General features: G+C 67.5%; 11 protein-coding genes. 6 read left to right on the top strand and 5 right to left on the bottom strand.

Annotated features, from left to right (window positions below):
• Positions 1-113 precede the first annotated feature (113 nt).
• The 3 genes from B5Y19_RS23265 to B5Y19_RS23275 all read right to left on the bottom strand — a co-directional run bounded on the left by B5Y19_RS23265 (position 114) and on the right by B5Y19_RS23275 (position 2,346).
• Complete coding sequence (locus B5Y19_RS23265) at positions 114-809, bottom strand: MOSC domain-containing protein (RefSeq protein WP_079592184.1); 696 nt, start codon at positions 807-809, stop codon at positions 114-116.
• Between the two features lie 140 nt (positions 810-949).
• Positions 950-1,666 (bottom strand): hypothetical protein, encoded by a 717-nt coding sequence (locus tag B5Y19_RS23270; RefSeq protein ID WP_055729764.1) that lies wholly within the window; start codon positions 1,664-1,666, stop codon positions 950-952.
• A 35-nt stretch (positions 1,667-1,701) separates the two neighbouring features.
• Entirely contained in the window at positions 1,702-2,346 is a 645-nt protein-coding gene (locus B5Y19_RS23275) for a MarR family winged helix-turn-helix transcriptional regulator (protein WP_055729765.1), read from the bottom strand.
• A gap of 258 nt (positions 2,347-2,604) precedes the next feature.
• Between B5Y19_RS23275 and minC the strand changes: the two genes are divergently transcribed.
• Genes minC through minE form a run of 3 tightly spaced genes read left to right on the top strand, consistent with a single transcriptional unit; the run spans position 2,605 to position 4,447 of the window.
• Positions 2,605-3,336, top strand: a complete 732-nt coding sequence (minC, locus tag B5Y19_RS23280) for a septum site-determining protein MinC (protein ID WP_055729766.1) — start codon at positions 2,605-2,607, stop codon at positions 3,334-3,336.
• Between the two features lie 35 nt (positions 3,337-3,371).
• Positions 3,372-4,187: a septum site-determining protein MinD gene (minD, locus tag B5Y19_RS23285; RefSeq protein ID WP_055729767.1), complete on the top strand. Its 816-nt coding sequence runs from the start codon at positions 3,372-3,374 to the stop codon at positions 4,185-4,187.
• Positions 4,184-4,447: a cell division topological specificity factor MinE gene (gene minE / locus B5Y19_RS23290; protein ID WP_055729768.1), complete on the top strand. Its 264-nt coding sequence runs from the start codon at positions 4,184-4,186 to the stop codon at positions 4,445-4,447. Before minD ends, minE begins: the two co-directional genes overlap by 4 nt.
• Positions 4,448-4,558: 111 nt before the next feature.
• On the opposite strand, the gene B5Y19_RS23295 is transcribed toward minE, so the two are convergent.
• Positions 4,559-5,527, bottom strand: coding sequence for a LysR family transcriptional regulator (locus B5Y19_RS23295; protein WP_055729769.1), 969 nt, complete (start codon positions 5,525-5,527; stop codon positions 4,559-4,561).
• A gap of 109 nt (positions 5,528-5,636) precedes the next feature.
• Here B5Y19_RS23295 and B5Y19_RS23300 point away from each other — a divergent pair, with 109 nt between their 5' ends.
• The 3 genes from B5Y19_RS23300 to B5Y19_RS23310 all read left to right on the top strand — a co-directional run bounded on the left by B5Y19_RS23300 (position 5,637) and on the right by B5Y19_RS23310 (position 10,979).
• Positions 5,637-6,473, top strand: coding sequence for an alpha/beta hydrolase fold domain-containing protein (locus B5Y19_RS23300; RefSeq protein ID WP_079592207.1), 837 nt, complete (start codon positions 5,637-5,639; stop codon positions 6,471-6,473).
• Between the two features lie 51 nt (positions 6,474-6,524).
• Positions 6,525-7,724 (top strand): efflux RND transporter periplasmic adaptor subunit, encoded by a 1,200-nt coding sequence (locus tag B5Y19_RS23305; RefSeq protein WP_055729771.1) that lies wholly within the window; start codon positions 6,525-6,527, stop codon positions 7,722-7,724.
• A 75-nt stretch (positions 7,725-7,799) separates the two neighbouring features.
• Entirely contained in the window at positions 7,800-10,979 is a 3,180-nt protein-coding gene (locus B5Y19_RS23310) for an efflux RND transporter permease subunit (protein ID WP_055729772.1), read from the top strand.
• 255 nt (positions 10,980-11,234) lie between these two features.
• Here B5Y19_RS23310 and B5Y19_RS23315 read toward each other — a convergent pair whose 3' ends face one another.
• Positions 11,235-12,794 (bottom strand): ABC transporter substrate-binding protein, encoded by a 1,560-nt coding sequence (locus tag B5Y19_RS23315; protein ID WP_244555704.1) that lies wholly within the window; start codon positions 12,792-12,794, stop codon positions 11,235-11,237.
• Between the last annotated feature and the right edge of the window lie 28 nt (positions 12,795-12,822).

Consider the following 12,822-nt stretch of genomic DNA (forward strand, 5'->3'; position numbering starts at 1 on the left):
AACGGCGCGTCTTCGCTGTGCAGATGTCGCATGGGCGGTATCCGCGTCCCGAACCAGCGCCGCGGCACCCCGGGACGCGATTTCAGGCGCGACGCGCCGGGACGATGCCTGGATCAGGTATCGGAAGGAGTGTCGAGGCGCGCCGTCCAGTCCTTGACCCTGCGCTTCTCCAATCGGCGCGCCGCATGCGCGCGCCAGCCCGCAGCCAGACGCTCGAGCGCGGCGATCCCCGCCAGCTCCTCGCGATTGAGCGTATCGACGTAGAATGCATGCCGGATGCGCGCGATCGTCCAGCCGGGTGACGTCCGTTCGACCAGCCTCAGACGGTCGTCCGGCGCCACGGCCCCCACTCTGAGGACGCGATAATACCAGCCCGTCCGGCCGGTGGACTGGACATCGCGCGCCATGCTCGCCCTGCCGAAGCGCTCGTTCAGCTTCCAGCAGGGCTGCCGGCCCTGGCTGACCTCGACGATCGCGGTTCCGAGCTCGAAGACGTCGCCGATCGCGACGTCTTCCTCGGTCAGCCCGATCGTGGCGATGTTCTCGCCGAACGCGCCGGGAGCCGCCAGCAAAGGATGCGGCCCGAGTTCCCGCGCCCAGCAGGCATAGTGCTCGAAGGGATAGTGATGGACAGCCTTCTCCGGCCCGCCATGCCGCACGGGATCGCCTTGCACGTCACCCTGGAAGCCGGTTTCCGACAACGCCACGGCACCGGAGACACGCGATTTCGCGATGCCGCTCGGGACGCCGCGCGGTCCCAATGGCCTGGCCGGACCGATCAGAAGCCCGCGAAGAGGGAGATCTGTCATGGATTTGCCTTTGCGTGCCGGCCTGTTGCATAGGCCGGGCCGGCAAGGGTATTTCTGCCCATGTTCTGTCTCTCTGCTTGCCTGGAGGGGGAGAATATGCCGGTTCGCCGATGGCAGTCGGCGAACCGGCACCATGTTCTTTACTTGGCCGGCGCGACCTTGCCGGGCAGGCTGAGATCACCGGACGCAACCTTGAACACGTTGCTGACGCAGAGCAGCGGGGCATGCAGGTTGCCGTTGACCTTGAGCCCCGCGGTGACCCCGTCATAGCTGGCGTTCTTGATGCCGCCGATCAGCGAGAGCGGGATCGCGACATCGACGGTCTCACCCTTGAAGCTGGTGGGGTAATCAGGGCTGTCGATCAGCAGCGGGACGCCCGGCCAGGTCTTCGGGACCTTCGGCTTCGTGCCCTCCGGAATGTCGATGACCTTGAGGCCGCCGCCGCAGGCCTTGTCCTGCGCCAGCACGACCCAGTGCGGGTGCCAGACATGCCGGTTCTTGCCGCCATTGGCCGCATCGTCGAAATCCGGATGGAAGGTGACGGCGAGCGCGACGATGCCACGATCCCTATCGAAGCCGATCTCGCCGCTGTTGAGGCTGGTCGGCCAGACATAGGCATAGACACTTGAGCCTTCGAACTTGCCCGTCGCATCCGGCTTGTCCTTGCCGGCCTCGCCGCGCACCCGCGTCGTGAACACGGCCGTATCGCCCTTCGTCACGATCGCGGTCTCGATGATGTCGAAGGAGGCCTGGACCGCCTCGGTCGGCTCGGCCTTGACCGAGTGGGCATGGGCCGCCGTCAGCCAAAGCGCTGCCGCTCCGGCGGCGAGCGCGCCGGCTGCGTATCTGGTGATCATGATCGCGTTCCTTTCTTCCTTGCCTGGAGGGGCGGCTATCCCGCTTTGAAAGCTTCCCAGGTGGCAGCCCGGGAAGCGGGATCGGCAGTCTGATGGTCGCGGCAGTCGATCCGCAGATCCGGCTGCCCGAAAGGCGCATCGACGAAATGGCAATGATGCGGATGCGCCGCATCGCGATGGGCGAAGGGCGCGAAGTAACGGCAGGTCGCGCACATGCGCTGGATCGGGATGGCGTCCTGCTCCTGCAGCGCCTGGATCACCTTGACCAGCGCCAGGAGAAGTTCCTCCTGCTCATGATCGGCGAGCGTCGCGACGGCGCTCTCGGCGTTTCCCGCGGTCTTGCCGCTCTCGCCGAGAAGTTGCGCGCCGCTTCCGGTGAGGCCGACGCTGACGCCGCGCCGGTCGGCCTCCGCGGATCGCTTCGCCACATAGCCCTTGCGCGCCAGGGCCGCGATCGAATCGGTCGCCGTCGGTTGCGACACGCCGAGATGAAAGGCGATCTCCTTCACGCCGAGGCCGCTCCCACGCGCCTCGAGTAGCTCCAGGATCGCGAGTTGAGTCGGATTGAGCCCCGCGCGCGCGGCACGTTCCCAATCATCCGCACGCAGCACCGCCGCGACCCGCGAGAGACCCTCGCGGATACGATGAGCAGGCGACGTCGGGTCCTTCGGCGTTTCCATGGGCCGATTAATATAGGACTCCTATTTATAAGCAATAGCGTCGCTCGCGCATCGGCCGTTCCCAGCCCGCGGGCCCATGCACACAAGCTTTTTGTGAGGCCCGTCCCCCCGCGGAAGCGCCGGTCCCGACGGCCACCGCACCGTTGCGTACCCGCCGCTGCGGCGCTCGCGGATAGGGATCGGAAGCAATCCGGCCCGGCGCATTTACCAGCTGTTAACCATTCGCTTGTAGATCGAAGAAACCGAAAATTTACCAAGATGACCAACGTGTTAACGCAGCCACGTCCCATTCGCCTCAAGGGGCGCAGCTTCCTTGCACTGGCTCTGACGCCGGAATTTCCGTTCGAGGACTGGCTGGTGCGGCTCGACGATCTGGCTTCGCGCTCCGCCGGTTTCTTCATGCGGCGCCCGGCCGTGCTCGACGTGAGCGGCCTGGAAATCGACCGCGCCCAGCTGCGCGACCTCGTCGGCAAGCTCGGCGCGCGCAATGTGCGCATCATGGGAATCGAAGGCGCCCGCCCCTCGATGCTGAGCCCGGATCTGCCCCCCGCCCTGAGCGACGGGCGTGCGACCGCCGATATCGAGGAGCCAGCGCCCGACGAGACCGGCAAGACGGCGGCCCCGCCGCCGCCACCCGCCGCGCCGCCGCCACCCAAGGCTCCCTCCTCGCTGGTCGTGACCCAGCCCGTGCGCTCGGGACAGTCGCTGATCTTCACCGAGGGCGACGTGACCATCATCGGCTCGGTCGCCTCGGGGGCGGAGGTCATCGCCGGCGGATCGATCCATGTCTACGGGACGCTGCGTGGCCGGGCGCTGGCCGGAACCATGGGCAACGCTTCGGCGCGCATCTTCTGCCGCAAACTCGAGGCGGAGCTCGTCGCGATCGACGGCTTCTACAAGACGGCCGAAGACCTGGAGCCGGAGCTACACGGGAAGGCCGTCCAGCTCTGGCTGGAAGGCGACACTTTCAAGGTCGGATCACTCGCCTGAGTCCGAGGGCGCGTCCACATCAACAGGAGAGGTCAATGGGCAAGGTCATCGTGGTCACATCCGGCAAGGGCGGCGTCGGCAAGACGACGTCCTCGGCGGCGCTCGGCGCAGCGCTGGCGCGCAACGGCGAGAAGGTCGTCGTCGTCGACTTCGATGTCGGCCTACGCAATCTCGATCTCGTCATGGGTGCCGAGCGTCGGGTGGTCTACGACCTCGTCAACGTGATCCAGGGCGAAGCCAAGCTGACGCAGGCGCTGATCCGCGACAAGCGGCTCGAGACGCTCTACCTGCTGCCGGCCTCGCAGACCCGCGACAAGGACAATCTGACGGCCGAAGGCGTCGAGAAGGTCATCGGCGCGCTGAAACAGGCCTTCGACTGGGTCATCTGCGACAGCCCCGCAGGCATCGAGCGCGGCGCCACGCTCGCCATGCGCCATGCGGACGTCGCCATCGTCGTGACCAACCCCGAGGTCTCCTCGGTCCGTGACTCCGACCGCATCATCGGCCTGCTCGACTCCAAGACGCTGAAGGCCGAGAGCGGCGAGCGCATGGAGAAGCACCTTCTCCTCACCCGCTACGACCCGCTCCGCGCGGAGCGCGGCGACATGCTGAAGGTCGACGACGTCCTCGAGATCCTGTCGATCCCGCTCCTCGGCATCGTCCCGGAGAGCATGGACGTGCTGCGGGCCTCCAATGTCGGCTCGCCGGTGACGCTCGCCGACGAGCGCAGCGCCCCGGCGGTCGCCTATTTCGAAGCCGCGCGCCGGCTCCGGGGCGAAGCTCTGCCGGTGGCGGTTCCCGGCGAGAAACGCGGCTTCTTCGGCAAGTTCTTCGGAAGGAAAGCGGCATGAATCTGCTTCGTCTTTTCTCCCGCTCCCAGTCGGCTCCCGCCGCGCGCGAGCGATTGCAGGTGCTCCTTGCCCATGAGCGCGCCTCCGTCGGCGATTCGGACCTCGTCACCAAGCTCCGCGACGAGATCCTGCGCGCCATCTCGAAGCACATGCAGGTCGACGACGAGAAGGTCAGCGTCCGCATGGAGCGCGGTGCCAAGGTCTCGACGCTCGCGGTCGACATCGAGATTCCGTTCGACGCCGGCAAGAAGGCGGCCTGAGCGCCGTTTTTCGGGAAGACACAGGGACGGGCGGCAGGGCTCAGCCGGCGCCCGCCCCGCCATTGCAAGCCGCCGCCCGGTCTCGACGATGACCGCGGCAAGCCGGATGGCTCAGGCCGCGGAATCGGCCGCCAGGGGCTGCGGCCTGCAGCCCCGCAGCAAGCCACCCGGCATCAAGACCAGATCGTCCCTGGCCAGCAGCTCCGCCAGCCAATCGACGAAGACCCGCACCTTGTTGCTGAGGTGGCGATTCGGCGGATAGACGATGTGCAGCGGCTTCGGCGCCGTGCACCAGTCCAGGAGCAGCGGCACGAGGCGCCCATCCGCGATCGGGGCGCGAGCCATGAAGGTCGGCAACTGCATGATGCCGTGGCCCGCGAGCCCGGCGGCGAGATAGCCCATGCCGTCATTGAGCGCGACCGTGTAGCGCCCGCTGACCTCGATCGTCTCGCTGCGGTTCTGATAGACCATCGGCAGCACGCGGCCGCCAAGCGCCGGCCGATAGGCGACGATCTGGTGCCCGTTCTCGATGTCGCGCGGATGCGAGGGCGTGCCGAAGCGGGCCAGATAATCGGGCGTCGCGCAGGTGATGAGCTGCATCTCGCCGACCCGCCGCGCGATCAGGCTCTGATCGGCGATCTCGCCCGCACGCACGGCGCAGTCCAGGTTCTCGCCGATAAGATCGGCAGCGCGGTCGCTCAGGCCGAGATCAAGCTGGATATCGGGATAGCGCGCATGGAACTCGTGCAGCGCCGGGATGATCACCGAGATCGCCAGGGAAGAGCTGCAATCGACCCTGAGTCGCCCGCTCGGCCGGGCCTGCGCCAGCGTGAGACTCGTGTCGAGCTCGGAGAGTTCGTCGAGCAGGCGCAGCGCCCGCTCGTAATAGGCCGCGCCGTCCATGGTCACGGACACGCGCCGCGTCGTCCGGTTCAAGAGCTTGGCACGCAGATGCGCTTCCAGCTGCTGGATCAGCTTGGTCACGGTCGGCTTCGGCATGTCCAGGAGATCGGCGGCCCGCGTGAAGGTCCCGGTCTCGACGACCCGCACGAAGGCCCGCATCGCGGCAAGCTGGTCCATGTGCCCTCGGATTGTTTCCGTATGTGAACAATGAATGAGCTGATAGCGTATTTATTCCAAAATGCCGATTCACTATCTCATGCTGCAACGCAACAGCGAGGGTGAGCCCATGCCCGCGATCGCCGCGCAGAGATTACAACCGGTCCTCTCCGTTTTCTGGCGGGAGGAAATCCTGAGCGCCCGTGGGGAGACCTTCACAGGCCGCCTCTACGTTCCCGCCGAGGTTCCGGACAATGCCGGCCTGGTGCTGCACCTGCATGGCGGCCACTTCAACAGCGGCTCGCCGGCCGAGGGGCAAGCCGTCGCCACGGCGTTGACGGAAGCCGGTGCGGTCGTGTTCTCGCTTTCCTATCCGCTCGCGCCGGTGCAGCGCTTCCCCGAGACGCTGGAGCGCATCTATGCAGCGCTCGAGGCTCTTGCCAGGGGGCGCAATCGCTGGGCGACGCGCGGCGCTCCGCTCTACATCGCCGGCGAGGAAGCCGGCGGCAATCTCGCTGCGGCGCTCGCCATGATGGCGCGCGATCGCGGCGGCCCCGACCTCGCCGGCCAGATCCTGTTTTCGCCGATGCTCGACGCCTGCCTCGGCACCGCTTCGCTGCGCGGCGCGCAGGCCGGCCCGGTCGGCTGCCGCTGGGCCGATGGCTGGGCGGATTATCTCGGCACGCCCGAGCGTGCCGCCCACCCCTACGCGGCTCCGCTCCAGGCGACACGCCTCGCCGGCCTGCCGCCGGCCCTGCTGATCAGCGGGCAGGACGACCCGATGCGCGACGAGGCGGCGCAATATGCCGCCCGCCTCGGCCAGTCCGGCATCGCCGTCCGCCATGTCGAGTTCTCCGCGCCGACGCGCTGGCCGCAGGCCTATGCCGATGCGGCGGAGGAAGGCTCATGTCTCTGCAAGAGCTGCGGCGAGATCGCCGCTTTCTATGAACGGACCGCGCCCTCCTAACGCGCCCTCTTTTCCAAGCACTCCGATCATTTTCAAGGAAGGACCGACCCTATGATTCAGGGAACGAACCGTCGCGGCCTCCTGGCCGGCCTCACCGCGTCCGTGGCGCTGACCGCCATCACGGTCTTTGCGCTCTCCGGCACCCGGGCGCAGGGCGATACCGCGCCTGCTGCCCCGCCTGCCGTCCCAGTCTCCGTTGCGACTGTCGAGGCGCGCGAGATCGTGCCCTGGGCGGAATTCTCCGGGCGGCTCGAGGCGATCGAGCGCGTCGAGCTGCGTTCACGCGTCTCCGGCGTGGTCGAGGCCGTGCATTTCCGCGAGGGCAATCTGGTGAAGCAGGGCGACCTGCTCGTCAGCATCGACCAGGCGCCCTATCTGGCCGAGCTCGAGCGCGTGCAGGCGCAGGTTCTCGCCGCCCAGGCGCGCGTCGCCCTCGCCGAAAGCGAGAACGAACGCGGCCAGCAGCTCATCGCCAGCCGCAACCTCTCGCAGCGCGATCTCGATACCCGCGTCAACGCGCTCCGCGAGGCGCAGGCCAATCTCCGCGCCGCCGAGGCCGCGCGCCGGACGGCGCAGCTCAACCTCGACTACACCCAGATCCGCGCCCCGATCAGCGGCCGCATCGGCCGGCTCGACGTCACCGTCGGCAACCTGATCGCGGCCGGTGGGCAGGTCCTGACCTCGCTGCTCTCGGTCGATCCGATCTATGCCGCCTTCAATGCGGACGAGCGCAGCCTGCTCGACGCGCTCGCCTCGCTGCCGGACGGTTCGCGCGCGCTGGAGCAGATCCCGGTCAAGCTGACCACCGCTACGGCCGAGCAGGCGAGCTTCAGCGGCCGGCTGCATTTCGTCGACAACGGCATCGACGGCGCCAGCGGCACGGTGCGCGTGCGCGCCAAGCTCGACAATCCCGACGGCAAGCTGATGCCCGGCCAGTTCGTCCGGGTGCAGCTCGGGCAGGCCAAGGCCGAGCCCCGGCTCGTCATCAACGAGCGCGCCGTCGGCACCGACCAGAACAAGAAGTTCGTCTTCGTGGTCGGCGACGACGGCAAGGCCGCATGGCGCGAAGTCTCGCTTGGAGCCGCCCATGACGGGTTGCGCGTCGTCACCGCCGGGCTGAAGGCCGGCGAGCGCATCATCGTCAACGGGCTCCAGCGGGTGCGGCCAGGCGCGACCGTGGCGCCGGAGCCAGTGGCCATGGCCGAGAAGAGCGAGCTCAGGAAGCCTGCGACCGAGCTCGCGCAACACTGAATTCAACGATCGGCTGCGGGTGCCGCGAAGCGGGCCCGCAGCCGCAAGCATAAGCCGCTCGAAAGGGGGCGCCCCATGAACCTCTCCAAGTTCTTCATCGACCGGCCGATCTTCGCGGCGGTCCTCTCCGTCCTGATCTTCGTGGCCGGGCTGCTCTCGATCAGGGCCCTGCCGATCTCCGAATATCCGGAAGTCGTTCCGCCGACGGTCGTCGTGCGGGCGCAATATCCCGGCGCGAGCCCGCGCGTGATCGCCGAGACGGTGGCGACGCCGATCGAGGAACAGATCAACGGCGTCGAGGGCATGCTCTACATGTCGAGCCAGGCGACCACCGACGGGCAGATGACGCTGAACGTCACCTTCCGGCTCGGCACCGACCCGGACAAGGCGCAGCAGCTCGTGCAGAACCGCGTCAGCCAGGCCGAGCCGCGGCTGCCCGAGGAGGTGCGCCGGCTCGGCATCACCACGGTCAAGAGCTCGCCGGACCTGACGATGGTGGTGCACATCACCTCGCCGAACGGCCGCTACGACATGACCTATCTGCGCAATTACGCGGTGCTGAACGTCAAGGACAGGCTCGCCCGCATCGATGGCGTCGGCCAGGTCCAGCTCTTCGGCTCGGGCGACTATTCGATGCGCGTCTGGCTCGATCCCCAGAAGGTCGCCGAGCACGGGCTCTCGCCCGGCGACGTGGTGCGCGAGATCCGCGCCCAGAACGTCCAGGCCGCGGCCGGCGTGATCGGCGCCTCGCCGAACGCGCCGGGCCTCGATCTGCAGCTTTCGGTCAACGCCCAGGGGCGGCTCCAGACCGAGGAGCAGTTCGGCGAGATCATCGTCAAGACCGGCGCCGATGGCGCCGTCGTGCGGCTGAAGGACATTGCCCGCATCGAGCTCGGCGCGGCGGAATACGCCCTGCGTTCGCTGCTGAACGGCAAGTCGGCCGTCGCCGTCCCGGTCTTCCAGGCTCCGGGCTCGAACGCCATCGCGATCGCCGACCGCGTCCAGGAGACGATGCGCGAGATCAAGCAGAACATGCCGGAAGGCGTGGACTATTCGATCGTCTACGACACCACCCAGTTCGTGCGCGCCTCGATCAAGGCGGTGATCTCGACGCTGCTGGAGGCGGTCGCGCTCGTCGTGCTCGTCGTCATCGTCTTCCTGCAGACCTGGCGCGCCTCGATCATCCCGCTCGTCGCCGTGCCGATCTCGATCGTCGGCACCTTCGCGGTGATGTATGTCATGGGCTTCTCGATCAACGCGCTGAGCCTCTTCGGGCTGGTGCTCGCCATCGGCATCGTCGTCGACGACGCGATCGTCGTGGTCGAGAATGTCGAGCGCAATATCGAGAACGGCCTCTCGCCGCGCGAGGCGACCTACAAGGCCATGCGCGAGGTCTCCGGCCCCATCATCGCGATCGCGCTGGTGCTGGTCGCCGTCTTTGTGCCGCTCGCCTTCATCTCCGGCCTGACCGGCCAGTTCTACCGCCAGTTCGCGCTCACCATCGCGATCTCGACGGTGATCTCGGCCATCAATTCGCTGACGCTGTCGCCGGCGCTGGCTGCGCTGCTGCTCAAGGGCCACCACGCCCCCAAGGACGCGCTGACCCGCCTCATGGACCGGGTGTTCGGCTGGTTCTTTCGTGCCTTCAACCGCTTCTTCAACCGTTCGTCCGAGGCCTATGGCCGCGGCGTGCGGCGGGTGATCTCGCATCGCGCGGTCATGCTCGCGGTCTATGTCGTGCTGCTCGGCGCGACGGGCGTGCTGTTCAAGGCCGTGCCGAGCGGCTTCGTGCCGGGCCAGGACAAGCAATATCTCGTGGGCTTCGCCCAGCTGCCGGACGCCGCGACCCTCGACCGGACGGAGGATGTCATCCGCCGCATGGACGAGATCGCTCTCAAGCATCCGGGCGTCGAGAACGCGATCTCCTTCCCCGGCCTCTCGATCAACGGCTTCACCAACTCGTCGAACTCCGGCATCGTCTTCGTCGGCTTGAAGCCCTTCGAACAGCGCAAGGACCCGTCGCTCAGCGGCAACGCCATCGCCGCCGATCTGAACAAGCAGTTCGGCGGCATCAAGGAAGCCTTCATCGCGATGTTCCCGCCGCCGCCCGTCCAGGGCCTCGGCACGATCGGCGGCTTCAAGCTGCAGATCGAGGATCGCGCCGGCTTGGGCTATGCCGCGCTGGACGAGGCGACCAAGGCTTTCATGGCCAAGGCCGGGCAGGCGCCGGAAATCGCCGGCATGTTCTCGAGCTTCCAGGTCAATGTTCCGCAGCTCTATGCCGATATCGACCGCACCAAGGCCCGCCAGCTCGGCGTGCCCGTGACCGAGGTGTTCGACACGCTGCAGACCTATCTCGGCTCGACCTATGTCAACGACTTCAACCGCTTCGGCCGAACCTACAGCGTCCGCGCCCAGGCCGACGCGCCTTTCCGGGCCCAGCCCGAGCATATCGGCCAGCTCAAGGTGCGCTCGACATCCGGCGAGATGATCCCGCTCAGCGCGGTGCTGAACGTGCGCACCGATTCCGGGCCGGAACGCGCCATGCGCTACAACGGCTTCCTCTCGGCCGACATCAATGCCGGCGCGGCGCCCGGCTTCTCCTCGGGACAGGCGCAAGCTGCGGTGGAGCGCATCGCGGCCGAGACCCTGCCCAAGGGCTTCGCCTTCGAATGGACCGAGCTGACCTATCAGGAGATCCTGGCCGGCAATTCGGCGGTGATCGTGTTCCCGGTGGCGATCCTGCTCGTCTTCCTGGTGCTGGCCGCCCAGTACGAGAGCATGACCCTGCCGATCGCGATCCTGCTGATCATCCCGATGGGCCTGCTCGCGGCGCTGACCGGCGTCTGGCTCTCGGGCGGCGACAACAACGTCTTCACCCAGATCGGCCTCGTCGTGCTGGTCGGGCTATCGGCCAAGAACGCCATCCTGATCGTCGAATTCGCCAGGGAGCTCGAATTCGAAGGCAGGACGCCGGTCCAGGCAGCGATCGAAGCCAGCCGCCTGCGCCTGCGTCCCATCCTGATGACCTCGCTCGCCTTCGTCATGGGCGTGGTGCCGCTGGTGATCTCGACCGGGGCCGGCGCCGAGATGCGGCAGGCCATGGGCATCGCGGTCTTCGCCGGCATGATCGGCGTCACCGCCTTCGGCATCTTCCTGACGCCGGTCTTCTACGTGCTGATGCGCAAGCTCGCGGGCAACCGCCCGCTCGCCCGGCACGATATCGAAGCGCCGGCGCTGCAGGCGGCGGAGTAGAGCGCCGCGGGCCCGCAGTTCCAGCGAGCCGAACAACGATCGCAAGGCGCGCCTCGAAAGGGGCGCGCCTTGCTGTCATTGGAGGCGCCGCGGATTGGCATCCGCAGCCATGTCCAGGTCCATGGTCAAGGGGAGTGAGCCATTCACAGACCCAGCCCAGCCCGGCCCGGCCCGGCCCGGCCCGGCCCGGCCCGGCCCGGCGACAAGGCAGAACGACGAAAGACCCGGCGCCGCAAGGCACCGGGTCTTTCCCCGTCAGGGGGCTTTCGAGACGTTCCAGTAGACCGGGACGCCCGGGGAGAGCAGGCCCTTGAGGCTGGCCTGCTGGCCGCGCACCAGCCAGAACTGCCCGACCGGCACATAGGGCACCGTCTCGACGGCGCGCTCCTGGATCTTGCGCGCGATCTGCTTGCGAGCCTCGATATCGGGCGCCATCGTGAACGCGGCGCGCAGCTTCTCGATCGTCTCGTCGCAGGGCCAGCCGAACCAGGAGTTCTCGCAGTTGGACCGCAGCGCGAGATGGCCGACCGGCTCGGTCATGTCCGGCGCGGCCGGCCCGGAGGCGAAGGTCGACCAGCCGCCCTGCTCGACCGGGTTCTTGCTGGTGCGCCGGCTCGACAGCGTGCCCCAGTCCATCGCCTGGTAGTCGACATTGAGGCCGGCATCTCGCATCAGTTGCGAGACGACGAGCGTTTGCGGGGACAGTGCCGTCTCGGTCGCGTCCAGCACCACGATCTTCTCGCCCTTGTAACCGCTCTCGGCGATCAGCTTCTTGGCCGCGGCGAGGTCCGCCTTCGGCCAGGCCGCATCGGTGAAATAGGGCGAGTCGCACATGTAGAAGGACGGACAGACGGTGTAGAGCGCCTTGTCGTCGACATAGGCCCGCACCGCCTGCTCCTGGTCGACGAGGTGCAGGATCGCCTGCCGGAGCTTGGGATTGTTGAAGGGCGGCTGCGACTGGTTCATCCGGAAGACGCCCTGCAGTGCGGCGAGCTTCGAGACGGCGATCTTCGCATTGCCCTTCACCAGCTGGATCATGTCCGGCGGCATTTCCTCGAAGATGTCGATCTCGCCGGCCTGCAGCGCATTCAGCGCCGTCTGCGCATCCGGCATGATCAGCCATTCGACGCGATCGACATTGGCCAGCTTGCCGCCGGCGAGACCATCCGGAGCTTCCTTGCGCGGCTGATAGGTCGACGCCTTGGCGTAGACGATCTTCGAGCCCGGCGACCATTGCTCCTTGACCAGCATGAAGGGGCCGGAGCCGGTCGCGTCGGTGATGTTCTGGTTCGAGGGCGTGGCGGCGATCCGCGCCGGCATGATGACCGGCAGCATCGAGCTCGGCTTGCCGAGCGCGTCAAGAACGAGGCCCCAGCGATCCTTAAGCACGAGCGTGACCGTCTTCGGGTCGGTGGCGGTCAGTGAGGCGGTATGAGCCGTGAGCTGCTGTCCGAGGCCGTCGCGCTCGCCCCAGCGCTTCAGCGAGGCGACGACGTCCGTGCTCGTCACCGGCGTGTTGTCATGGAACTTCAGCCCGTCGCGGAGCACGAAGGTCCAGGTCAGCCCGTCGGGAGAGGTGGTGAAGCTCTCCACCATCTGCGGCTTGATCAGGCCCTTGGCGTCCTGCGCGAAGAGCGTGTCGTAGACCATGTAGGCGTGGTTGCGGACCATGTAGTCCGAGGTCGTCATCGGATCGAGCGTGCGCAGGTCGCCGAAGGGGCGCACCTTCAGCACCGTCTGGGCGGCGGCCGGCAGCGCCGCCAGCGACAGCGCGAAGCCGGCCGCCAGCGCCATCCGTCTCGTCAGTCTTCTCATCTCTCCCTCCCTCTGGATCGTCTTGCGG

The sequence above is a fragment of the Allobosea thiooxidans genome, from assembly GCF_900168195.1.
Lineage (GTDB): Bacteria > Pseudomonadota > Alphaproteobacteria > Rhizobiales > Beijerinckiaceae > Allobosea > Allobosea thiooxidans.

Excerpts from the sequence above, each read along its gene's own strand:
- B5Y19_RS23265 (WP_079592184.1), bottom strand. The coding sequence starts at position 809 with ATGACAGATCTCCCTCTTCGCGGGCTTCTGATCGGTCCGGCCAGGCCA.
- B5Y19_RS23270 (WP_055729764.1), bottom strand. The coding sequence starts at position 1,666 with ATGATCACCAGATACGCAGCCGGCGCGCTCGCCGCCGGAGCGGCAGCG.
- B5Y19_RS23275 (WP_055729765.1), bottom strand. The coding sequence starts at position 2,346 with ATGGAAACGCCGAAGGACCCGACGTCGCCTGCTCATCGTATCCGCGAG.
- minC (WP_055729766.1), top strand. The coding sequence starts at position 2,605 with ATGACCAACGTGTTAACGCAGCCACGTCCCATTCGCCTCAAGGGGCGC.
- minD (WP_055729767.1), top strand. The coding sequence starts at position 3,372 with ATGGGCAAGGTCATCGTGGTCACATCCGGCAAGGGCGGCGTCGGCAAG.
- minE (WP_055729768.1), top strand. The coding sequence starts at position 4,184 with ATGAATCTGCTTCGTCTTTTCTCCCGCTCCCAGTCGGCTCCCGCCGCG.
- B5Y19_RS23295 (WP_055729769.1), bottom strand. The coding sequence starts at position 5,527 with ATGGACCAGCTTGCCGCGATGCGGGCCTTCGTGCGGGTCGTCGAGACC.
- B5Y19_RS23300 (WP_079592207.1), top strand. The coding sequence starts at position 5,637 with ATGCCCGCGATCGCCGCGCAGAGATTACAACCGGTCCTCTCCGTTTTC.
- B5Y19_RS23305 (WP_055729771.1), top strand. The coding sequence starts at position 6,525 with ATGATTCAGGGAACGAACCGTCGCGGCCTCCTGGCCGGCCTCACCGCG.
- B5Y19_RS23310 (WP_055729772.1), top strand. The coding sequence starts at position 7,800 with ATGAACCTCTCCAAGTTCTTCATCGACCGGCCGATCTTCGCGGCGGTC.
- B5Y19_RS23315 (WP_244555704.1), bottom strand. The coding sequence starts at position 12,794 with ATGAGAAGACTGACGAGACGGATGGCGCTGGCGGCCGGCTTCGCGCTG.